This window comes from Nonomuraea sp. NPDC049269 (assembly GCF_043197155.1).
Classification (GTDB): domain Bacteria; phylum Actinomycetota; class Actinomycetes; order Streptosporangiales; family Streptosporangiaceae; genus Nonomuraea.
This window is the reverse complement of sequence record NZ_JBICSO010000003.1, coordinates 864,539-886,026: the sequence shown is the minus strand read 5'-3', so window position 1 is coordinate 886,026 and position 21,488 is coordinate 864,539. Positions and strand designations below refer to the sequence as shown.

At 70.3% G+C, this 21,488-nt stretch carries 19 protein-coding genes; 11 read left to right on the top strand and 8 right to left on the bottom strand.

Annotation, left to right across the window (positions count from 1 at the left end; genetic code table 11):
• Positions 1-26: 26 nt before the first annotated feature.
• The gene (gene ggt / locus ACGFNP_RS21625) at positions 27-1,757 is read left to right on the top strand and encodes a gamma-glutamyltransferase (RefSeq protein WP_393321154.1); all 1,731 of its coding nucleotides are present in this window, start codon (positions 27-29) and stop codon (positions 1,755-1,757) included.
• Here the strand turns inward: ggt and ACGFNP_RS21620 are convergent.
• Both ACGFNP_RS21620 and ACGFNP_RS21615 read right to left on the bottom strand, forming a co-directional pair.
• Complete coding sequence (locus ACGFNP_RS21620) at positions 1,754-3,208, bottom strand: flavin-containing monooxygenase (protein ID WP_393321151.1); 1,455 nt, start codon at positions 3,206-3,208, stop codon at positions 1,754-1,756. The genes ggt and ACGFNP_RS21620 overlap by 4 nt on opposite strands.
• 161 nt (positions 3,209-3,369) lie before the next feature.
• The gene (locus tag ACGFNP_RS21615) at positions 3,370-3,540 is read right to left on the bottom strand and encodes a hypothetical protein (RefSeq protein WP_358339852.1); all 171 of its coding nucleotides are present in this window, start codon (positions 3,538-3,540) and stop codon (positions 3,370-3,372) included.
• A gap of 105 nt (positions 3,541-3,645) precedes the next feature.
• Here ACGFNP_RS21615 and ACGFNP_RS21610 point away from each other — a divergent pair, with 105 nt between their 5' ends.
• Positions 3,646-4,431 carry an SURF1 family protein gene (locus tag ACGFNP_RS21610; protein WP_358339850.1) on the top strand — a complete coding sequence of 262 codons (786 nt, stop codon included), beginning with the start codon at positions 3,646-3,648 and terminating at the stop codon, positions 4,429-4,431.
• 2 nt (positions 4,432-4,433) lie between these two features.
• Positions 4,434-4,745: a DUF3817 domain-containing protein gene (locus ACGFNP_RS21605; protein WP_393321147.1), complete on the top strand. Its 312-nt coding sequence runs from the start codon at positions 4,434-4,436 to the stop codon at positions 4,743-4,745.
• Positions 4,746-4,765: 20 nt separating this feature from the next.
• Here the strand turns inward: ACGFNP_RS21605 and ACGFNP_RS21600 are convergent, their stop codons facing one another.
• The 3 genes from ACGFNP_RS21600 to ACGFNP_RS21590 all read right to left on the bottom strand — a co-directional run bounded on the left by ACGFNP_RS21600 (position 4,766) and on the right by ACGFNP_RS21590 (position 7,068).
• Entirely contained in the window at positions 4,766-4,960 is a 195-nt protein-coding gene (locus ACGFNP_RS21600; RefSeq protein ID WP_358339848.1) for a hypothetical protein, read from the bottom strand.
• Between the two features lie 103 nt (positions 4,961-5,063).
• On the bottom strand, positions 5,064-6,167 hold the full coding sequence (locus tag ACGFNP_RS21595) for a protein kinase (protein ID WP_393321143.1): 1,104 nt from the start codon (positions 6,165-6,167) through the stop codon (positions 5,064-5,066).
• A 43-nt stretch (positions 6,168-6,210) separates the two neighbouring features.
• Positions 6,211-7,068: an arylamine N-acetyltransferase gene (locus tag ACGFNP_RS21590; protein WP_358339844.1), complete on the bottom strand. Its 858-nt coding sequence runs from the start codon at positions 7,066-7,068 to the stop codon at positions 6,211-6,213.
• Positions 7,069-7,140: 72 nt separating this feature from the next.
• Between ACGFNP_RS21590 and ACGFNP_RS21585 the strand changes: the two genes are divergently transcribed.
• From ACGFNP_RS21585 to ACGFNP_RS21555, 7 genes are all read left to right on the top strand, one after another.
• Positions 7,141-7,824 (top strand): response regulator transcription factor, encoded by a 684-nt coding sequence (locus ACGFNP_RS21585; RefSeq protein ID WP_308127352.1) that lies wholly within the window; start codon positions 7,141-7,143, stop codon positions 7,822-7,824.
• Positions 7,821-11,105, top strand: coding sequence for a DUF4153 domain-containing protein (locus ACGFNP_RS21580; protein WP_393321139.1), 3,285 nt, complete (start codon positions 7,821-7,823; stop codon positions 11,103-11,105). Before ACGFNP_RS21585 ends, ACGFNP_RS21580 begins: the two co-directional genes overlap by 4 nt.
• Before the next feature lie 349 nt (positions 11,106-11,454).
• A complete protein-coding gene (locus tag ACGFNP_RS21575; RefSeq protein ID WP_393321136.1) occupies positions 11,455-13,029 on the top strand; it encodes an amidohydrolase family protein in 1,575 nt (524 codons plus the stop codon).
• A 163-nt stretch (positions 13,030-13,192) separates the two neighbouring features.
• Positions 13,193-13,834 (top strand): class IV adenylate cyclase, encoded by a 642-nt coding sequence (locus ACGFNP_RS21570; protein ID WP_393321133.1) that lies wholly within the window; start codon positions 13,193-13,195, stop codon positions 13,832-13,834.
• Between the two features lie 185 nt (positions 13,835-14,019).
• Positions 14,020-15,102: an alanine racemase gene (locus tag ACGFNP_RS21565; protein ID WP_393321130.1), complete on the top strand. Its 1,083-nt coding sequence runs from the start codon at positions 14,020-14,022 to the stop codon at positions 15,100-15,102.
• 9 nt (positions 15,103-15,111) lie between these two features.
• On the top strand, positions 15,112-15,495 hold the full coding sequence (locus ACGFNP_RS21560; RefSeq protein WP_358339834.1) for a Rid family detoxifying hydrolase: 384 nt from the start codon (positions 15,112-15,114) through the stop codon (positions 15,493-15,495).
• 9 nt (positions 15,496-15,504) lie between these two features.
• On the top strand, positions 15,505-16,701 hold the full coding sequence (locus ACGFNP_RS21555) for a hypothetical protein (protein WP_358339832.1): 1,197 nt from the start codon (positions 15,505-15,507) through the stop codon (positions 16,699-16,701).
• A 66-nt stretch (positions 16,702-16,767) separates the two neighbouring features.
• Here the strand turns inward: ACGFNP_RS21555 and ACGFNP_RS21550 are convergent, their stop codons facing one another.
• Both ACGFNP_RS21550 and ACGFNP_RS21545 read right to left on the bottom strand, forming a co-directional pair.
• The gene (locus ACGFNP_RS21550; RefSeq protein WP_358339830.1) at positions 16,768-17,313 is read right to left on the bottom strand and encodes a TetR/AcrR family transcriptional regulator; all 546 of its coding nucleotides are present in this window, start codon (positions 17,311-17,313) and stop codon (positions 16,768-16,770) included.
• 4 nt (positions 17,314-17,317) lie between these two features.
• The gene (locus tag ACGFNP_RS21545) at positions 17,318-17,935 is read right to left on the bottom strand and encodes a LysE family translocator (RefSeq protein ID WP_358339828.1); all 618 of its coding nucleotides are present in this window, start codon (positions 17,933-17,935) and stop codon (positions 17,318-17,320) included.
• 102 nt (positions 17,936-18,037) lie between these two features.
• Here ACGFNP_RS21545 and ACGFNP_RS21540 point away from each other — a divergent pair, with 102 nt between their 5' ends.
• Positions 18,038-20,773 carry an AAA family ATPase gene (locus ACGFNP_RS21540; protein ID WP_393321124.1) on the top strand — a complete coding sequence of 912 codons (2,736 nt, stop codon included), beginning with the start codon at positions 18,038-18,040 and terminating at the stop codon, positions 20,771-20,773.
• Positions 20,774-21,003: 230 nt separating this feature from the next.
• Here the strand turns inward: ACGFNP_RS21540 and ACGFNP_RS21535 are convergent, their stop codons facing one another.
• Positions 21,004-21,390 (bottom strand): response regulator transcription factor, encoded by a 387-nt coding sequence (locus ACGFNP_RS21535; protein WP_393321121.1) that lies wholly within the window; start codon positions 21,388-21,390, stop codon positions 21,004-21,006.
• Positions 21,391-21,488 lie beyond the last annotated feature (98 nt).

Sequence of the window (21,488 nt, the reverse complement as noted above, 5' to 3'; positions counted from 1 at the left end):
GGCGTACCTGGTCCATCGTGGAACACATGCGCCGAATGATCGTTCCCGCAGCAGCAGTCCTCCTCTCGCTGGTGTCCGCCCCAGCGCTGGCTGCCACACCCACGCCGCCACAGAAGGCCCCCGTAGCCGAGGGGTACGGCGGCGCGGCCGCCACGGTGGACTTCGACGCCAGCAAGGCCGCCATCGCCGTACTCAAGCAGGGCGGCAACGCCATCGACGCGGCCGTCGCCGCGGGTGCGGTGCTCGGCGTGACCGAGCCCTACTCCGCGGGCCTGGCCGGCGGCGGCTTCATGGTCTACTACGACGCCCGCAGCCGAAAGGTGGTCACGCTGGACGGCCGCGAGACCGCCCCGCAGGCCATGACCGCCACCACGCTGGAAGGCATCCCGTTCGACGAGGGCGTCACCAGTGGCCTGTCGGCCGGCATCCCCGGCACGCTCGCGCAGTGGGACCTGGCCCTGCGCAGGTACGGCACGCTCTCGCTGAAGCAGGCGCTCCAGCCGGCCATCGAGGTGGCGTCCAAGGGCTTCGTCGTCGACCAGACCTTCTACGACCAGACCGCCGCGAACGCCGCCCGCTTCAAGGACATCACCTCCACCGCCAAGCTCTACCTCCCGGGCGGCGCGCCGCCGCCCGTCGGCTCCGTCTTCAAGAACCCCGAACTCGCCGCCACCTACCGCGAGCTGGGAAAACGCGGAATCGGCTGGCTGTACGACGGGCAGCTCGGCAGGGAGGTCGTCGCCACGGTCAAGCAGCCGCCCGTCACCCCCGGCGCCACCCGCAACGTGCGGCCGGGCCTGATGGAGCTGTCCGACCTGCGCGCCTACCGCGTGCTCCAGCGCGAGCCCACGCGCGTGGACTACAACGGCATGCAGGTGTACGGCATGGCGCCCCCGTCCTCCGGCGGTTCGACCGTGGGGGAGGCGCTCAACATCCTGGAATCCCTGCCGAGCGTGGGCCTGCACGAGTATCTGGAGGCGTCCCGCCTGGCCTTCGCCGACCGCAACAAGTACGTCGGCGACCTCCCGAACGTACCGCTGAAGGAGCTGCTGTCCGACGGCTTCGCCAAGGAGCGCGCCTGCCTGATCGGCGAGAAGGCGATGGCCCACCCGGCCTTGCCCGGCAGTCCGGACGGCGCCTATGAGGCGTGCGCCACCCCGGCGGGCACCGCGACGGCGACCACCGACGAAGGCCCCGAGACGACGCATATGACCATCACCGACCGGTGGGGCAACGTCGTCGCCTACAACCTGACGATCGAGTCGACCGGCGGCAACGGCATCGTGGTCCCGGGGCGCGGCGTGCTGCTCAACAACGAGCTCACGGACTTCACCTTCGGCCCCGCCCCCGGTGACCCGAACCTGCCGGCCCCCGGCAAGCGGCCGCGCTCGTCGATGGCGCCCACGCTGGTGTTCGACCACGGCAGGCCGGTGCTGGCGGCCGGGTCGCCGGGCGGCTCGACGATCATCACGACCGTGCTGCAGATCCTGGTCAACCGCTACGAGTTCGGGATGAGCCTGCCCGAGGCGGTCGCCGCGCCGCGGGCCACGCAGCGCAACACCGAGCAGACGCTGGCCGAGCAGGCGTTCCTCGACAAGTACCGAACCGAACTCGAGGCACGCGGGCACAAGCTCGCGCTGACCACGGAGATCGGCGCGGCCACCGCGCTGGAGTTCCTGGGCCACGGCAAGGTGCAGGCGGTCGCCGAGCCGGTCAGGAGGGGTGGCGGCAGCGCTCTGGTGGTGCGGCCGGGCTAGTAGATCAGTTCGTACGCGCCGGGCTTCATCTTGCGGGTACGCGCCCAGTACTCGAAGGTGAAGCCCGGCCAGATCGTCCGGTTCACGCCGTGCTCGTCCAGATACCAGGACGTACAGCCACCCGCGTTCCACACCAGCGGGTCGAGCCGTTCGCGCAGCCGCCGGTTGAACTCCCGCTGCCGTCCCGGTTTGACGTCGATGGCCCTGGCCTGGGTCTTCGAGAGCAGCCGGAGGCAGTCCATGACGTACCGCACCTGTGATTCGATCATGAAGACGACCGAGTTGTGGCCGAGGCCGGTGTTCGGGCCGAGGAGGAAGAACAGGTTCGGGAACCCGGCGGTGGAGATGCCGTAGTAGGTCTCGATGCCGTCCTGCCAGGCGTCCTGGATCTTGAGCCCGCCGCGGCCCACGATCCGCTGCCGCTGGAGCGCCTCGGTCACCTTGAACCCGGTGCCGTAGATGATCACGTCGGCCTCGTGCTCCACTCCGGCGGCGTCGACGATCGAGTGCTCCCTGATCTCGGTGATTCCGTCGGTGACCAGCGCGACGTTCGGCCGGGTCAGCGCGGGATAGTAGTCGCTGGACAGCAGGGTGCGCTTGCAGCCGATCGTGTAGTCGGGCGTCAGTCTCCTGCGCAGCTCCGGGTCGGGGATCTGGTTCTCCAGGTGCTTGAGCGCCACCTTCTCGTGTGCCTTCATCAGCCTCGGGTCGACGGTGAAGCCCAGCGCCCTGGTCTCCAGCAGCCAGTAGAGGGCGGTGCGTACCGTCCTGGCGGCGCCCGGCAGCTTCATGAACCGCCGGGTCCGGGGTGAGAAGGCGACGTCCGGCTTGGGGTGGATCCAGGGCGGGGTGCGCTGGAACACGGTGAGCCGCGCCACGCGGTCCGCGATCCGCGGCACGAACTGGATGGCCGAGGCCCCGGTGCCGATGACCGCGACGCGCTTGCCGGTCAGGTCGACCGAGTGGTCCCACTCGGCGGAGTGGAAGGCCGGACCGGCAAAAGCCTCACACCCCGAAATTTCGGGGAACGACGGGATGTGCAGGGCGCCGATGCCCGACACGACGGCGTTCGCGCGCAGGGTCTCGCCGTCGTCCGTGGTCACCGTCCACTGGCGGTCGGCGTCGTCGTACTCGAGTGAGACGACCCGTTTGCCGTACCGGAGATGCGGGGTGATGCCGTACTTCTCACCGCACACCCGCATGTAGTCCCAGATCTCCTGCTGTGGGGAGAACAGCCGCGACCAGCCGGGATTGAGGTCGAACGAGTAGGAGTACAGGGGCGACGGCACGTCGCACGCGCAGCCGGGGTAGGTGTTGTCGCGCCAGGTGCCGCCCAGGTCGGCGGCCTTCTCCAGGATCACGAAGTCGTGGTATCCGGCGGCCTTGAGCTTGATCGCCATGCCGATCCCGGCGAAGCCGGAGCCGATGATCACTATCCCTGGCTCGTCCACTGCTCCTCCGCATTATTAGACGCAATGTCCAATGTAGTGAGAGATGGCGAGGTCCGTCCAGAGTGACGCGAATCACACCGACTGGTCGGTATGTTATCCGCCCTCAGGACGCACGAAAAGCGCCGAGGGCGGTTTGCCGTCGGCGCCCTGGTGCGCGTGGGTCAGCGCAGGATCAGGAAGGCCGCCACGCCGATGATCACGACGACGGCGATCACCGCGATGATCGGGATAAGAGGCGACTTCTTGCTCGGCGCCGCCTCCTGCTCAGACCGCTGCGCGAACGCGCGGAACTGCTGAGTATTGCCGGCAGGGTCGATATGCTGGTCAGACATGCCCAGCAGCTTAGCGTGATCGTCTGGTGTGTTTGCGGCTTTTGGTGTGATCTGTGGGCATGGGCTGATTAGGGGACCGGCCTGGTGGGCGGATAGCTTTGAAGCATGCTCCGGACCCTGTTCTCTCCACGCGTGGTGGGGTTGCACCTGCTGACGATCGGGGTCCTCATCGCCTTCATCCTGCTCGGGCGCTGGCAGCTCGGCGTGTTCCAGGACTCGGGCAAGCCGCACGCGGTCACCGATCCCGCCCCGGTCGGCGTCACCACGCTGTCCCAGGTGGGCGCGCAGCTGACGGGGGCCGCCGTGGGCCGCAAGGTCTCGGCGGAGGGCGTCTACGACGCCTCGCGCCAGTTGCTCGTCGCCGACCGCCCGGCGGACGTCGACGCGCCGGGTGGCAACGTCTCGCGCGGCGAGGGCTACTGGGTGCTCACACCGCTCCGGCTCGATGACGGCACGCTGATCCCGGTCGTACGCGGCTGGGTGGCCAAGGCCGGCGACCCGGCGGCGGCCGTGCCCGGCGGCAAGGTGGCGGTGACCGGACGGCTGCGCCCGCAGCAGAGCACCGACAGCGTGCAGCGCCGCACCGAGGAGCTGCCCGCGGGGCAGGTGCAGACGGTGTCCACCGGTGAGCTGATCAACCTGTGGAGCGGGCAGAAGGTACGCAACGGTTATGTCGTCGCCCAGCCGCCCTCGGGGCCGCTGGTTCAGGTGAAGGTTCAGCCGCCGGTCGTCGGTGGCGAGCTGACCTGGCGTAATCTCGCTTATGCCGCCAACTGGTGGATCTTCGCTGGGTTCGCCGTGTTCATGTGGTTCCACTTCGTACGCGATGCCGTACGAGCGGATCGTGATCGGGACCGTGGCAAGTCCCCCGAAATTGTTCTGGAAGGTTAACGGTGGAATCGGCTCTGAAGCCCTTCCGGGTGCTCGCCTACATCGTCGGCGTGATGCTGCTCGTGCTCTGCGTGGCCATGGTGCTCCGCTACGGCTACGGCATCGTGGGCATATCGAAGATCGTGGCGCCCATCCACGGCTTCCTCTACATGATCTACCTGGTCACGGTCATGAACCTGGGCATGAAGGCCCGCTGGAGCTGGCCGTACATGCTGGGCATCATGCTCGGCGGCACGGTGCCGTTCCTGTCGTTCTACATCGAACGGCGGGTGACGAGCCGGGTGCACGCGGCCCTGGCCGCGGCGGCGGCCTGAGGCCGCGCCGCGAACTCGGGTCAGCTGCCGATGCCGCGTCTGCGGGCTCGCTTGAGCCGCTCGCGCTGCGACGGGTCCAGCATCAGGTAACCGACGACCGGGGCGGCGACCACGCCGAGGACGACCAGCATGGTGATAAAGCCGGGCCCGAAGAAGATCAGCGAGAGCAGGACCGCGGCGCCTGCGGCGATGGCGTACTTCTGGACTGGTGACATCCTCAACTTCCTCCGAACGCGGAGCGCGCGCCCCGCCTCTCCCACATTGTGCGTCGTGTGTTCAACGCATGGACCACCCTGGTGGTTCCAATCGCGATGTATCTCAAAATAGGTCGGCGACGGCTTTCAGGTCCTTGCGGAGCGCGTCCGGCCCCGGGCGGTGCGCGGGGAACCCCGACAGCAGCCGGAACAGCACCGGCGCCAGCGCGCCTGCCCTGGACAGCGGGGCGCCGGGCACGGGCGGATGCCCCTCGACGGCCGCGAACAGCGTGGCGCCCAGCGACCACAGATCAGCCGCCGGACCTGGCACCCGCTCGGGTGCCGTGTAGGCGGGGATCGTCGCCGGCATCACGGGGGCGAGTGACATCGGCGCGGGCAGCGGCGTCGTGGCCAGCGTTGCCCGGTCGTCCATGTCGATCAGGACGTTGCCCGGCTGTACGCCGCCGTGATGCGCTCCCCGGGAGTGCAGTTCGGCGAGCTGGTCGAGGACGGCCAGCCCGATCTCGGCCACCCGGGCCGGAGGCAGCGGGCCGCCCGTGGCCAGCACGTGGCCGAGCGTCTGCGACACGGCGAGCCGGTCGAGCATCTCGGCCACCACCTCGACCGGCGGCGGCCCGGCGGGATCCAGCATGGCCCGGACCAGCCACCGGAACGCGTCGGTGCTCTCAGCGGGCGCCCGCCCCGGCGGGCGGCCCTCGACGGCGAAGTGCAGCGTCGCGGCCATCGACCACATGTCGGCGGACGGCCGCATGCCGAGCCCCGGCAGCCCGAACCCGGTGAGCACGGCCCGGCCCGTCGAGGTGAGCAGCACATTGCCCGGATTGACCCGTCCGTGGATGATTCCCGCGTCGTGCGCGGTCCGCAACGCCGACAGCAGGCACACGCCCACCCTGGCGGCCTGCTGGACGGGTAAGGGGTGCCGCGAGTCCACGGTCTTCTCCAGCGAGGTGCCGGAGACGAACTCCATGACCAGCCACGGCTCGCCGTCCTCCACCACCACGTCGAGAACCGGCACGACGGAGGCATGGCGGAGCCCCGCGGCCCGCTGCGCGTCCTGCAGCGCGGCTCCGCGTAGCTCGGCGGGCACGCGTAGCTCCCTGACCGCGACGTCACGATGCTCTGTCTCGTCGAAGGCCAGTCGTACCGAACCCGCGCCCAAAGGATTCAGCAGCCGGTAGCGACCGACGAGCTTCCTGAACTCTCCCATTCCGAGGTGCACGATAGCGCTCCGGATCAGACCAAAGCCATGGCTAGGCCTGGGTTCCCGCCAGCCACTTCTCGTGGGCGTCAAAAACCTTCCCGAACAGGGCGTCCTTCTCCTCTTCGCTCACATCATCCAGCTGCAATCCGAACACGTCGGACAACGCGGAGTAGTAGTCACGAGCCGTGTGCAGAGTGATGGAATGAGCGCCGTTGCCCAGGCGTGACAGGGCGAGCCCGCGGAGGAGATCGACGCCGGAGGCGTCCCGCCGGGCGACCGACGCGACCCGCACGAAACCCGACTCCTTCGACGTCGACAGGTGATGATGCATCGCGGTAAAGGCCGACATGTCGGTTGGGGCAGGGTCGAAGTCCATGCCCAGGAACGAGCCGCTCGGGTCGTGGTCGAGCCGCCAGCCTCCTGGCGCTACCTCCGAGTGCCGCAGACCGTACGAGAAAGGGCCCTGCCGGTAGACGCCCGCGACCAGCGGGAGCGGCTCGTGCAGCGCGTCGCCCAGCCCCAGATCGGCCAGCCACTCCCCGCCTGGATTGTCCTCCGACGGCAGCCCGCGCACGGTGAGCACCAGGTGGTTGGCGGTGATGGCGGGCGGGCCGTCGTTGCGGCCCTGCACGCCGCCCACGTGCCTGGTCACGGCGTAGCCGAGCTCCTTGAGCAGCAGGGAGAACGCGCCGTTCAGGTGGTAGCAGTAGCCGCCGCGGCCACGGATGATCCGCTCGGCCGACTCGGCGGGATCGACCGTGGTGGGGCGGCCGAGCCAGATCTCCAGCGCCTCGTACGGGACCCGCTCGATGTGCGCGACGTGCAGCCGGCGGAGGTTCTCGGCGGTGAGTGGTGCGTCCAGCAGGTCGGGCAGCCCGAGGCGGCGCAGGTATGCGACGGTGTTCACCGGCCAAGTCTGCACCGGATGTGCACATATTGGGGAGTGCCGTCTGCACAGTGCCCTTCTAGGCTTTCGTCCGTGGCAGAGCAGCGACGCATCCTCCTGGTCGAGGACGACGAGACCATCGCCTTGGCGGTACGCAACCGGCTGGCGGCCGAGGGTTTCGACGTCCGGGTGGCCGGTGACGGGGAGACCGCCCTGGTCGAGTACGGCAGGGCCGAACCCGATCTGGTGATCCTTGACCGGCTGCTGCCGGGACTCGACGGGCTGGAGGTGTGCCGCCGGATGCAGCTGGCCCGGCCGGTGCCGGTACTCATGCTGACCGCGCTCGGCGAGGAGACCGACGTCCTGGTCGGGCTCGGCGTGGGCGCGGACGACTACCTGGCCAAGCCGTTCAGCATGCGCGAGCTGGTGGCCAGGATCCACGCGCTGCTGCGCAGGGTCGAGCGGGCCGTCCAGCTCGCCTCGGAGGACACGGTGATCAGGGTGGGCGAGGTGGAGATCGACACCGCGGCCCGCCGGGTGTTCGTCCGCGGCGCCGAGGCGCAGCTCACCAGGACCGAGTTCGACCTGCTGCGCCGCCTGGCCGAGCGGCCCGGCCAGGTCTTCGAGCGCGACCGGCTGCTGTCCGACGTGTGGGGCTTCTCCGAGGCCGCCGCGACCAGAACCGTCGACAGTCACGTACGGGCGTTACGCCGCAAGCTCGGCTCCGGCGTCGTGCGCACGGTGCACGGCGTGGGCTATGCCCTGGTGCGCCGATGAAACAGCCGCTCGACTTCCTCGGCCGGATCAAGGTCAAGCTCGGCCTGGTGATCGTGCTGGCCGTGGGCACCGCCTTCGTGGTGAACGAGGTCGGCATCAACTCCGGCCTGTCCCGAGGCGTCAGGATCGCGGTCGCGCTGGTCCTCGCCCTGATCATGGTGCAGGTGCTCGCCATGGGCATGACCAAGCCACTGCGCCAGATGGCCAGGGCCGCCCAGACCATCGCCAAGGGCCGCTACACGCTGCGGGTCCGCGCCACCTCGCGCGACGAGGTCGGGGAGCTGGCCAGGGCGTTCAACGCGATGGCGGCCGACCTCGGCGAGGTCGACCGGCAACGGCGCGAGCTCGTCGCGAACGTCAGCCACGAGCTCCGCACGCCGATCACCGGCCTGCGCGCCGTCCTGGAGAACGTCGTGGACGGCGTCTCCCCGGCCGACCCGGTCACGATGAAGACCGCGCTCGCCCAGACCGAACGGCTCGGCCGGCTCGTCGCGCAACTGCTCGACCTGTCACGGCTCGACTCGGGCGTACGCCTCATCGAACCCGACGCGGTCGAACTCGCACCCCTGCTGGAGCAGGCCGTGCGCGAGGCCGCACTGGCGCGCGAGGACGTCCGCCTCGACCCTTCGGTCCCCGCCGACCTCGCCGTCCGCGCCGACCCCGACCTGCTGGCCCAGGTCCTGGCGAACCTGCTCGACAACGCGGTACGCCACAGCCCGCCCGGCGGCTCGGTCACCGTGACGGCCGCTCCCGACGGCGACGGGGTCCGCATCGCCATCACCGACCAGGGGCCGGGGATTCCCGCCTCGGCGCACGGGCGGGTGTTCGAGCGCTTCTCCCGGCTGGACACCGGGCGGACGGCGGACGCGGGGGGTGCCGGGCTGGGGCTGGCGATCGTGAAAGAGATCGTCGAACTGCATGGCGGTTCGATCCGTATCGGCGACTGCGCGGGGTGCCGCATGATCGTCGATTTACCAGGGAGGACGACTATGGCGGATACGCCGTTAGAACCTGAGCAGGCCGCGGGGGCGGGCGAACGGGTCCCGGCCGGGCCCGGTCCTGTTGCGGCGGGTAAGACGGTTCTGCCGGCCGGCGGGGCCGCGCATGTTGAGGAGGAAGGGGAGGACCCGCTGTCGGTCCGGCCGGTGTCCCCGGCTCAGCCGGACTCCTTGCCTCAGCCGGACTGTCAGCCAGCGTCCTTGGCGCAGCCGACGTCTTTGGCACAGTTGGAGTCTTTGGCGCATTTCCCGTCTTTGGCTCAGCCGGTCGCTGGGGTGCAGCCGGTCGCGGCGGGGGAGCCGGTGTCTTCTGGTCAGCCGGTCGCTGTGGGGCAGCCGATCTCCTCGGCTCAGCAGGTCGGGCTGGGTACGTCCTCAGGTCAGCCGGTCGCTGTGGCCCCATCCGCCTCGTCGGCGGCGCCGATGCAGGCGGTCACGCAGCCTACGCCGATGGCCGATGGGCGGCGGCTCGCGCGGATGGTCGCGGGGGGAGTCATCGGCCTGCTTCTGGGGTTCCTGATGGGGCTGTTCGCCGCCGTGTTCGTCAGCGTGGTCATGAACAGCGATGGGGCCGCGCTCATCACACTCGTGCTGGTCACCGCGCTTGTCGGGGCCGTCGGGGTGTCTCTGGGGGCGGGCACCGGGCGACGACCCGCCGGTGCCCTGCCGTACCAGCCCGCTCAGGGCCGCCCGCCGGGCCAGCCGTACGCAGGGCAGCCGTACCAGGGACCGGCATTCCAGGGGCAAGGGCAGCCCGGCCCGCAGGTTCACGGGCCGCAGGTTCATGGGCCGCAGTCGCCGCCACCGCCGTACGTCCCGCCGCCGCTGTTCCCGCGCCCCGAACTGCCTGAGACGCCGCGCTGGCTGCTGCCGGCGGCGGCGGGGGCCGGCGTGTTCTCGGCCGTGGCGTTGCCGGACGCGCAGGTGGGGCTGGGCGTCGTGCTGGTCGCGATGGTGCTGGGCGCCGCGGCGCTGCCCGCGGTGCTGCGGCGGATCACGCCATGGACGGTGATGTTCGGCCTGACCGCCTACTGGCTGATCGCGATGGCCGCCGTGCGGGACGCCGACTGGCTGGTGGGGATCCTGTTCCTCGCCGGGTGCGGGCTGCTGGCGCTGGCCGTCTCCGGTGCCGGGTTCGGCTGGCTGGGCGTGATCAGGGGCGGCGCGTCGGTGCTGCTCGCGCTGGGGCCGGTGCCGTGGTTCCTGGCCAAGCCGTTGAAAAAGCTGACCGCGAAGCGGCGCATCCTGCCCATGCTCACCGCGCTGGGCATCACGGCCGTGTTGCTGCTGGTGTTCGGCCTGCTGTTCGCCTCGGCCGACGCGGTGTTCGCCAGCTATCTGGAGCGCCTGACCACGACCCCGGACTGGGCCGAGTCGGTGCCGCTGCGGATCTTCCTGTTCGTGGTCGGAGCCGTACTCCTCGCCGCCGTGGTGCTGGTCGCGCTGCGGCCCGTGGTGGATCCGGTTGGGCCCGAGGTCAAGTTCGGGGTGACCAGGAGCATCTGGCTGGTGCCGCTGACCGCGGTGAACCTGCTGTTCGCGGCGTTCGTGGCGGTCCAGATCACCGCGCTGTTCGGCGGCAACGCCTTGGTGCTGAAGACCGTCGGCCTCACCTACGCCGAGTACGCCAGGCAGGGCTTCTTCCAGCTCGTCATCGTCAGCCTGTTCGTGCTGGGCATCGTCGCCGTCGCAGCCGGGCTGCTCCGGACCGAGCGGCGCGAACGCTGGCTGCTGGCCGGACAGCTCGGCGTCCTCTGCGCCCTCACGATGGTCGTACTGGCCTCCGCGCTGCACCGTATGGACCTCTACACCGACGCGTACGGCCTGTCGCGGCTGCGCCTGTCGGTGCAGGCCACGGTCTGGTGGCTGGGCGCGCTGTTCGCGCTGGTCATGCTGGCGGGCACGGTTCGGCTGCTCGGCCGCGGTTCCGGCTGGCTGCCACGTACGATCGTGCTGGTCACCGGGCTCGGGCTGGGCGCGTTCGCGATCGTCAATCCGGATCTCCAGGTGGCCCAGACACAACTGGAGGTACGCGGCGTGGCCAAGCTGGACGCCGACTACCTGGGCGACCTCGGCGCGGAGGCCGTACCGGCCCTGGACCGGCTCCCCGAACCGCAACGCAGCTGCGTACTGGCCGACGTGGTCGCCGCCAACGGCCTGAACCGGGCCGACGCGTGGAACGGCTGGAACCTGGCCAGATCCCAGGCCCGCGAACTACTCGCCAAACGCCCGGTCGCCAATCCGCTCACCGGCTGCGACCGCCCGGTAGGCCGAAGCGACTGAGGGATCCGCCGCCTGGCTGGTCTCCGGCCGGTCACTTGGTTGGCCGGACGCCTGGCCGGACGCCTGGCCGGTCGGCGGCTGGTTGGCGGCTGGTTGGCGGCCGGCAGCTCGGCCACGCGGCTTATGGTCGGCCACCCGGCTTACGGCCGGTCCGCGGCTGTCGATTGGTGGCCAGTTGACGGTCGGCCGCAGGGCCGCTCGGCCTATGGCTGGTCTGTCGGCTGCCGACTGGGTCGGTCGCTCGGCCGATGGGCGGTCCGCAGCCGTCGGTCGGTCGGTGGTCGGTCGCCTCGATGGTGGTCGGCGGCCGGGCGACCGCGGTGCCGCTCGGATCAGGTTTAATCCTTGAGTGGCTTTCGATGTGATCATCAGCGGCGGACGTGTGCTCGACGGGACAGGAGCGCCGCCATACCGGGCCGACGTGGCGGTCACCGGCGACAGGGTCGCGGCGGTGGGCCGCCTCGACGGTGCGGAAGCCGCCTCCGTCATCGACGCGAACGGCCGGTTCGTCGCACCGGGGTTCATCGACTGCCACGCCCACGGCGACGCGGCCATCTTCGACCCCGCCGTACAGCTGGCGGCGCTTCGCCAGGGGGTGACCACGTTCGTGCTGGGCCAGGACGGCCTGTCCTTCGCCCCCGGCTCCGCAGCCACCGTCGCCTACGCCGCCCGCTACTTCGCGGCCGTGAACGGCCCGCTTTCCGGTCACAGCCGCGCGGGCGGCGGGCCTTCGGGCGGCGCGCCTTCCGATGGCGCGCTGACGGTCGCTGAGCTGCTCCAGGGCTATGACCGTACGGTCGCGCTCAACGCCGCCTACCTCCTCCCGCACGGCACGATCCGCTACGACGTCATGGGCCCCTCCTCAGGCACACCCGCACGTGACGAGCTGGCCCGCATGCTCGCCCACGTCGAACGCGGCCTGTCGGACGGCGCGGTCGGCCTGTCGAGCGGCCTGGAGTACCTGCCAGGCCGCTACGCCTCCGCCGAAGAACTGGCCGCCCTGTGCGCGCCGCTCGCCGGCCTCCCGTACGTCACCCACATGAGGGCATACGGGACACGAGCCGGAGTCGGCATGTCAGAGGTCGTCGAGATAGCCCAGCGCTCCGGTACCGCCGTACACGTCTCCCACCTGCACGGACCCGCGGACGTCCTGCTCCCGCTCGTGGAGGAGGCGCTCGCCGAGGGCGTCGACCTGACCTACGACTCCTACCCCTACCTGCGCGGCAACACCATCCTGGCGATGGTCGTACTGCCGCCCGAGGTCCCGGCCGCCGAGCCGGAGCGCGCCCTGGAGATGCTGTCGTCCGGAGAGCTCGACGACTGGTGGCCGGGGCTGGCGCAGACCTGGCCGCGCCTGACCATCTCCCATGCCCCGGGCCTGGAGTGGGCGGAGGGCTTGGGCATGGTCGAGGCGGCCGAGCGGGCGGGCTTGGCGCCGCACGAGTTCTGCCGCCGCCTGCTCATCGAGACCCGCCTGGAGGCCGGCTGCGTGACGGCCCGCCCCGACGAGGGTCCGGAGGGGGAGGAGTCGGTACGCCGCATCCTGCGCCACCCCGCGCAGACGGGCGGCTCGGACGGCATCTACGTGGGCGGCCACCCGCATCCGCGCGGCTTCGGCGCGTTCGCCCGCTTCCTGGGACGGCACGTACGCGAGCTGGGGGACTGGACCTGGGAGCAGGCCACCGTCCACCTGTCGTCACACCCGGCACGCCGCTTCGGCCTGACGGACCGCGGCCTGCTCCGACGCGGCTTCGCGGCCGACCTGGTGGTGATCGACCCGGCGACGGTCACGGACCTGGCGACGTACGAGACTCCCCGCACACCGGCGACCGGGGTGAACGACGTGCTCGTGTCAGGGGTGCCGGTGCTGGCGAACGGCGCCCTGACCGGCAAGACTCCGGGACGAGCCCTGCGCCCGAACTAGCCGGATGACCTGCTTCAGGCGGGCCGTCCTGTCGGCCGTGTGAGGAGCTTCAGGCTGGTCATGGAGCTGGACCGGGCAGCGTGGGCAGCTCATAGCTGGTCGTCGGGCTGGGCCGCGTCGGGTTCGTCATGCCGGTCGCCGGGTCGGTCGCGTAAGGAGCATCATGCCGATAGAGGCCGAGATCAAGGCGCGGGTCCGCCGGCCGGAAGCGGTACGTGAGGCCATGCGCGGACGTGCGGCCGCCGAGATCCTCGTCTACACCGACACCTACTACGACGCCCCCGGCCGCCCGCTCACCACCTCCGGCAGCGAGCTACGCATCCGCACTGTGACCACGCCGACCGCCGACCGGGGTCACGACCCCAACCCGCCCACGACGCCCTCCAGCCGGGCGTACAGGGCGGACACCACCACAACAGCCTCAAGCCGCACGATCCTCACCTACAAAGCGCCCAGCGTGCACGAGGCCACGGGCTCGAAGCCGGAATCCGAGACGGAGGTGGCCGATCCCGAGGCGCTGGACGCGATCCTGCGCGGTCTGGGCTACGAGCAGGTCATCTCCTACGAGAAGCACTGCGTGAACTGGAGCTACACCACCTCCGGCCGCCGCCTGCTGGCCACCCTCGTGACGATTCCAGACCTGGACGGGACCTTCCTGGAGATCGAGACCCTGACCGACGACCTCGAAGACCTGCCGGCGGCCCTGGCGGTGGTACGAGCGGAAATGCTCGACTTGGGAGTCGAAGAACACGACTTCACCACCGAGCTCTACACCGAGGCAGTGGCCCGGAGCCGCACGGGCTGAGCGCTCGACCACGGACGAGGCCAAGAAGACGCACGTCACGGCGCCCAGCCGGCTCCACCGGAGGAGCGTGTCCCTGGACAGGGCCCGGCCACGTGTGGCGGGTGGGGCCCACCGGGCTGGCCGTACAAGATCGAAAAAATATGATGCCCATGAGATAGGGTCAGACGCGGACAAATGGGGGTGTTGTGCAGGGTTTCCATGAACACGACAGGTCCGTCTTCGACGGGGCGTCCCTTCCGCTGATGGTCGTGCATCGGGAGGCGTTGGAGCACAACATCGCGACCATGGCCGCCTTCGCGCGTGATCACGGCATGGAGCTGGCGCCGCACGCGAAGACCCACATGTCCGGAGAGATCGCCATTATGCAGCTCGAAGCGGGCGCATGGGGGCTCACCGTGGCGACGCCGAGGCAGGCGATGGCCGCGCGAGAGTTCGGGGCGGCCAGGGTCATGGTGGCCAACCAGGTCGTGGACCCGGTCGGGCTGGAGTGGGCGGCGGCGGAGCTGGCCGCGGACCCGGGCTTCGACTTCCTGTCCTTCGTGGACTCGGTGGCCGGGGTGGACATCCTGGCCCGGCACGCATCGTCACGGCCGTTCAGCGTGCTGGTCGAGCTCGGGCACGAGGGCGGGCGGGCCGGTTGCCGGACCCTGGACCAGTTGCTCGAGGTGGCCGCCCATGTGCAGCGGACCGACGGGGTGGAGCTGGCCGGGATCGCCGGGTACGAAGGGGCGCTGAAGACCGCTCCAGAAGTCCGGAAATATCTATACCTGTTGCAGGATGCGGTCGAGCACCTCCGCGTCAAGAATCCGATCCTGACGGTCGGCGGCAGCCAGTGGTTCGACGTGATCGGGCGCGAGCTCGTCACCACCCAGGCCAGGGTCATACTGCGCGCCGGAGCGTACGTCACCCACGACGACGGCTACTACCGCGAGCGCACGCCCTTCAACCGCGTCCCCGGCGAGCTGTGGCCCGCGCTGGAGGTGTGGGCGTACGTGCTGTCCACGCCCGAGCCGGGGCTGGCGATCGTCGGCATGGGCAAGCGTGACGCGCCCTACGACGAGGGCCTGCCCGTCCCGAGGCGCGGTGGCGTCACGATCGTGAAGATGCAGGACCAGCACACGGTCGTACGCGCCGACGGGCTCAAGCCGGGTGACCTGCTCGCCTTCGGCATCTCGCACCCGTGCACGGCCTTCGACAAGTGGCGGACGCTTCCGGTGGTCGACCGGGACTACCGCCGCGTCGGCACGATCAACACCCATTTTGGTTAAGGAGCGGTTGTGAAGAAGGAATTGAAGACCACCGAAGGCGCACCCCCCGTCGGCGCGTACTCCCAGGGCCTGGTCGTGGGCGACTTCGTCTACACCTCGGGCGCGGGACCGCTCGACCCGGAGACCGGTGAGGTCGTCGGCGGCGACGACGTGGCCGCCCAGACCCACCAGGTCATGCGGAACCTCGGCGCCATTCTCGCCGCCCACGGCCTCGGGTTCGACGACGTGATCAAGGCCACGGTCCATCTGCAGCACCTCAAGCGCGACTTCGCCGCCTACAACGAGGTGTACAAGTCGTACTTCAGCCAGCCGTACCCGGTCCGTACGACCGTCGGCTCGGACCTGCTGGACATCCTGGTGGAGATCGACTTCGTCGCGTACAAGAGCGCGTAAGGTCGGTCCGTGGACAGTTCGGTGTACGTTTTCGTCGAGGATCTGCGCGGCGAGGGCGTCGAGCGGGTGCTCGACAGGATCAGCGGCTACGGCGTGGCGGGCGTCACCATCGGCGCCGTGCACCACGCCTCCCGCGACGTCACCCCGCACGGACTGTCCAGGCTCACCCTCCGCCACGACGGCGCGCACTTCGTCCCGCCGTCGGACCTGTTCTCCGGTCTGCGGCTCAGGCCGACGGCCGGATATCAGAACGCCCTCGACGGCCTTCGCGAAGCATGCTCGGAGCGGGGGCTGAAGCTCCACGGCTGGACGGTTTTCCTGCGCAATGCCACGATCGGCACCCAACATCCGGACGTGACCGTACGTGACTGCTTCGGCGACCGCGGCTCGCTCACCGACCTGTGCCCGGCGCATCCCGATGTGCGGCAGTACGCCGTCGCGCTGTCCAGGGCGGTCGCCCGGCTCGGCGTCGACAGTGTCGTGGCCGAGTCGCTGCACTTCAGGCCGCTCAAGCCGCAGCGTTCTTTCGTACCGCTCGGGCCGATGGACACCTACCTGTTCGGCCTGTGCTTCTGCGACTACTGCATGCGCCGGGCCACCGACCTGGGCGTCAACGCCGAGGTGGCGCGCGAGGAGTGCGCCAGGATCGTGGGCGGGGTGTTCGACGGCGACCCGCCCGCGCAGGGCGAGGTGACCCGGGCCGCGCTGACGGCGTACGCGGGGCCCGAGGTGGTCGCCTACGCCCGCGCCCGGTCGGAGACCGTCACCACGCTGGTCTCCGAGGTGGCGTCCGCGGTGGCGGAAGAGGGCTCCAAGCTGGTGTTCATCGACTCCACCGGCGCGGTCAAGGGCTACACCGACGGGCTGCCGTCGCCCGGACTGGCCGCGCACGACGCGTGGCAGCTCGGGGTGGATCTGGTGGCGCTCGGGGATCTCGTGCCCGCGTTCGGGGTGCTCGCGTACGCGCGGGACGCCGCTCGGGTGGCCGACGACGTGGGCGCCTACCTGCGGTCGGTGGGTAAGGATCGTGAGGTACGCGCGGTGCTGCGGCCTGGTTACCCCGACAGCGACTCGGCCGATCGGCTGGTCGCGAAGGCTCGGGGGGCGAAGGCCGCGGGGGCGTTGGCGGTGGATTTCTACGCGTATGGGCTGATGCAGTATCCGGTGCTGGACCGGATCCCCGCCGCCCTGGCTGAGGCCCTCTGAGACGTCGCGGACGGGTGGGCGGCGCGGTGCGCCGCAGGACGTCGGCGGGCGGCCGGATTTATCCCGCTAAGTCGCAACACCACCCAGCACAGCGGACACCGCCTGATTCGCGAAGTCGTCCGTGAGCGGCAACCCCCGGAACACCGCCCTGACCCACACCGCCCCGGCCAGCAGATCGATCACGAGCATCGGGTCCACCGACCGCTTCAGCTCGCCCCGCCGTACCGCCCGCTCGAAGACCTGCCGCTCCCGTACGAACCGGTCCGCGAAGAACCTCCGCGCGTCCAGCTCGGGATGGCGTACGGCGGCGCCGAGCGCGGCCACCGCGATGTCCCTGGCCGGCGGCTCGGTGAGCAGCCGCCTGATCCCCTCCACGAGCGCCACGAGATCGCCGCGGAGGCTCCCCGTGTCCGGCGGCTCGAACTCCAGCAGGTCCGCCTCCACCAACGCGGCCCCCAGCAGCGCGGCCTTCGACGGCCACCAGCGGTAGATCGTCGTCTTGTTGACGCCGGAACGCTCGGCCACCCCCTCGACGGTCAGACCGTCATAGCCCTTCTCCGCGACCAGCCGCAGCGTCGCGTCGAAGATCTCCTGCTGCTTCCTCGGCGCCATGCGGTCATTTTCTCCCGGCGAACGCCGTGAGCACGCCCAGCCCCAGGTACACCACGCCGCTGAAATGACGCAGCGCCCTGGCCCGGCCGGCGAGTCGGGCGCCGAGCGCCCCGGCGGTGAACACGTACACCATGTCGGAGATCAGCCCCAGCAACAGAAGCGTGGCGCCGAGCACCACGATCTGGAGCGCCGGCGACCCCGCCGACGGCTTCACGAACTGCGGCAGCAACGCCAGGAAGAACAGCGTGACCTTGGGGTTCAGTACGTTCACCACGAGGCCTTCGAGGAACACCTTGCCGAGCGGCTGCCGCGGCGGCGCCTCCGTGCCGGCCTGCTCCTTGCTGGTGAAAGCGCGTATCCCCATATAGACGAGATAGCCGACCCCCGCCCACTTGACGATCGCGAACAGCGTCGCCGACTTGGTGATCAGGTACGAGAGCCCGGCCGCGGCGGCCGCGATGTGCACCAGCGTTCCGGTCTCGACGCCGAACGCGCTGGCCAGCCCGGCGGCCCGGCCCTGAGCGAGGCCCCTGGCGGTGATGTAGAGGTGGTTGGGACCCGGAATGAGCACCAGTGCGAGGGACGCGCCCACGAAGAGCACGTACGTAGACCAAGGGATCATGAAATATCAGCGTAAAGCGGCGTTGGTCCGCTGTTAAGGGCCAATCGGGTACCCCGTTCCTGGGCCAATCGGATGTCGGCCGAGCGTGGCATAGTTGCTGCCGTGAAGGGTCTCCTGGTCGGGCGCGCTGCTGAGCTGGCGAGACTCGCCCGCGTGCTCGAATCCGCCGCCGACGGCACCGCCGAGGTGGCGCTCGTCGGCGGTGACGCCGGCATCGGCAAGACCCGGCTGGTCACCGAGCTGGTCGCCGAGGCCCGCTCCCGTGGCTTCAACGTGCTGGTCGGACAGTGCGCCGAGCTCGGCGACACGCTGCCGTACCTCCCGCTCGCCGACGCCCTGCGCGGTGCCGAGCCGGCCGTGCGCGACGCGGTCGCCGCCCACCCCCTGCTCGGCCAACTGCTGCCGGGAGTGGAGAGCGCGCCTTCGGCGGGGCTCACGCAGCAGCGGCTGTTCGGCTCGCTGCTGGGGCTGCTGGCCGAGGTGCAGCCGGTGCTGTTCGTGATCGAGGACCTGCACTGGGCCGACCGCTCGACGCGTGACCTGCTGGTGTTCCTGAGTCGCATGGTGCAGACCGAGCGCGTGTGCGTCGTCGGCACCTACCGCACCGACGATCTCCATCGCCGCCATCCCCTGCGTTCGGTGCTGGCCGAGCTGAAGCGCCTGCCCAGCGTCACCCACCTGGAGCTGGGCCCACTCGACTCCGGCGAAATGTCCGACTACGTAACAACCTTGGGTGATCTGGACGCCCAGGAGCTCGGCGTGATCATCGCTCGGGCGGGTGGTAACCCGTTCTATGCCGAGGAGCTGTTCGCCGCCGTGGCCGAGGGCGACAGCCTGCCCGACGGGCTGGCCAGCCTGCTGATGTCCCGGGTCGAGGTGCTGTCCGAGCCCGGCCAGCGCGTGCTGCGCGCCGCCGCGGTCGCCGGTCGCCGCGTCGAGGACCAACTGCTGCGCGAGGTCTCCGAGCTCCCGCTCGCCGACTTCGAAGAGGCCGTACGCGAGATCGTCTCGCGCGGCCTGCTCCGCGTCGACGGCTACGGTTACGCCTTCCGGCACGCTCTGCTGCAGGAAGCCGTCTACACCGACCTGCTGCCGGGAGAGCGCACCAGGCTGCACGCCGACTTCGCTCGGCTGCTCACCTCGCCCGCGGAGCTCGCCCACCACCACCTGGCCGGCCACGATCTCGCGGGAGCCCTGGCCGCCTCGGCGGAGGCCGGCAGGGTGGCCGAGCGCCTCGGCGCGCCCGCCGAAGCCCACAGCCACTACGACCGGGCGCTGAGCCTGTGGGATCGAGTTCCCGAGGCCGCCGAGCTCGCCGGTGAGAGCCGGGCCGCGCTGGCCTTCCGCAGCGCGGTCATGGCGGCCGACAGCGGCGACAACCACCGTGCCGTTCAGCAGCTCCGCGCCCTGCCCCCGACCTCCGAGGTCAGCGAGCGGCTCGCCTACTACCTGACCGAGCTCGACGACCAGGACGGCGCCATCGCCGCCGCCGATCGCGCCGTCGAAGACGCCCCCGACCAGGCCACTCTCGCCCGAGCCCTGGCCACCTACGCCCGTACGATCACCTGGACCGCCCGCCACACCGAAGCCCAGGACATGGCCCGCCGCGCCATCGAGACGGCCAGAGCCGTCGGCGCCCGCGACGCCGAAGTAGGCGCCCTGCTCATCCTGGCCCTGCACGCCGAGCACGAAGGAGACATGGCCAGAGCTCACTCGCTCGCGCAGACCGCCACCACCGAAGACACCAGCGACCTGGCCATGAATCTGCGCGCCCGCTTCCACCATGGCCGCCTCCTCTACGAGCAGGGCCTGCTCGCCGAGGCGGCCGAGGTCGCCGACGACGGCATCCAACTCGCTGTCGAGACCGGCCTCAACTGGAGCACCTACGGCACCGACCTGCGCTTCCTCCGCTTCCTGATCCACTACGTGGCCGGCGAGTGGGACCAGGCCGAGGCCATGGCCGCCGGCTTCGGCGCCCGCGTCGGCACGTTGCCGGAGGCGGTCCTGTCGTCGTTCGCGCTGTTCATCGAGGTAGCCCGCGGTCTGCCCGCCGTCGAAGGGCGCCTCAACTGGCTGCGACCGTTCTGGTCAGATCTGCTCGTCGCCTACATGTCCCGCGGGCTGGCGGCCGAGCACGCCCTCTGGCAGGGCGAGCCCACCGTAGCCCTCGAACACGTAGAGGCCGCCCTGGCCACCTGCGAACCCGGCGACCCGGGCACCCTACGCCTCGCCACCGTCGCCCTGTGGGCACTCGCCGACCTCGGCCAGGTGGAAGGCGCCGACGACCTCCTGGCCCGCGTCCGCTTCGCCGTCGAAACCGGCCCGGTGGGCCAACGCGGCCAGATGGGCCCGGAAGGCCAGGCCTGGGCCCTGCGCGCCGAGGCCGAATGGCATCGCGTACACGGCCGGCTCGACGTGGACCTGTGGCGGCGAGTGGTGGCGGCGTTCGACTACGGCTTCGTCTACGAGGCGGCCCGCGCCCGCTGGCGCCTGGCGGAGGCCCTGCTGGCAGCAGGAGACCGGCCAGGAGCCCAGTCCGAGTGGGAGCAGGCCCGCGAGACGGCGGGCAAGCTACGGGCCGCACCGCTGGACAACGCCTTGAGCGACTTCGGCCGCCGAGCCCGCTTCACCGGCGGACAGGCGGACGGGGGTCTGACGGCGCGGGAGAACGAGGTGCTCCGGCTGGTGGCGGAGGGCCTGACCAACCGAGAGATCGCGGAGCGGCTCTTCATCGCACAGAAGACGGTCAGCGTGCACGTGTCCAACATCCTGGGAAAGCTGGAGGTCTCCACCCGCACCCAGGCGGCTGCGGCGGGGCGGGAGCGCGGGTTGCTCTGACAAGCGTGGGCCTCCCACTATGGGCGCTTCGCGCTTGGGAGTCGGGCTGTGTTTCCCAGGGGGCTCGCGCCCCCTTCGACCCCCCGAAAGGCGTGGTCCTCGCTCTCGCTCGGGCGCTTTATCCAGGGCTTCGCCTCTGGGCGAGGGGCTTTCCAGCCCCTCGGGCTCCCCGGCGTCGACCGATTCACCCTCGTCGCTGACCGAGCGACCGATCGCGGACGGTGAACCCGTCAGGCCCTGGGGCCCGACGCGAGATCACGTACCACCTCAATGAGCTCCGCCGGATCAAACGGCTTGGTGAGGTAGGCGTCAACGCCGATGCCACGTCCGCGCCGCTTGTCATCATCCTGCGCTCTAGCAGTGATCAACACGACCTTGATGTGACTGGTCGCCTCCTCGGTACGCAGCTTCTGCGCCGTCACCCAGCCGTCAAGCAACGGCATCATCACGTCAAGCGTGATGACATCGGGCATGACGTCGAGCACGCGCTCCAAACAGTCCTGCCCATCGGTGGCGGTGGCGACCTCGAAGCCTTCCAGGCTCAAGTTCACCGCGATCAACTGACGGATGACCTCGTCATCGTCCACGACCAATACCCTGCCAAGAACCTCGCCCACGGCCGCAAAGCTACCCGTAGTGGCGCGGTCACGTGCGGTTTTCCTTGGATGTGTGGCTGGACCTTTATCGTGGTGCGGAGTGGTGGCCTGATGCTGGT

What these genes read in the sequence shown, in the direction of transcription:
- ACGFNP_RS21580 (WP_393321139.1), top strand. Translation starts at nt 7,821, where the DNA reads ATGAAACAGCCGCTCGACTTCCTCGGCCGGATCAAGGTCAAGCTCGGC.
- ACGFNP_RS21570 (WP_393321133.1), top strand. Translation starts at nt 13,193, where the DNA reads ATGCCGATAGAGGCCGAGATCAAGGCGCGGGTCCGCCGGCCGGAAGCG.
- ACGFNP_RS21595 (WP_393321143.1), bottom strand. Translation starts at nt 6,167, where the DNA reads ATGGGAGAGTTCAGGAAGCTCGTCGGTCGCTACCGGCTGCTGAATCCT.
- ACGFNP_RS21600 (WP_358339848.1), bottom strand. Translation starts at nt 4,960, where the DNA reads ATGTCACCAGTCCAGAAGTACGCCATCGCCGCAGGCGCCGCGGTCCTG.
- ACGFNP_RS21545 (WP_358339828.1), bottom strand. Translation starts at nt 17,935, where the DNA reads ATGATCCCTTGGTCTACGTACGTGCTCTTCGTGGGCGCGTCCCTCGCA.
- ggt (WP_393321154.1), top strand. Translation starts at nt 27, where the DNA reads ATGCGCCGAATGATCGTTCCCGCAGCAGCAGTCCTCCTCTCGCTGGTG.
- ACGFNP_RS21550 (WP_358339830.1), bottom strand. Translation starts at nt 17,313, where the DNA reads ATGGCGCCGAGGAAGCAGCAGGAGATCTTCGACGCGACGCTGCGGCTG.
- ACGFNP_RS21610 (WP_358339850.1), top strand. Translation starts at nt 3,646, where the DNA reads ATGCTCCGGACCCTGTTCTCTCCACGCGTGGTGGGGTTGCACCTGCTG.
- ACGFNP_RS21615 (WP_358339852.1), bottom strand. Translation starts at nt 3,540, where the DNA reads ATGTCTGACCAGCATATCGACCCTGCCGGCAATACTCAGCAGTTCCGC.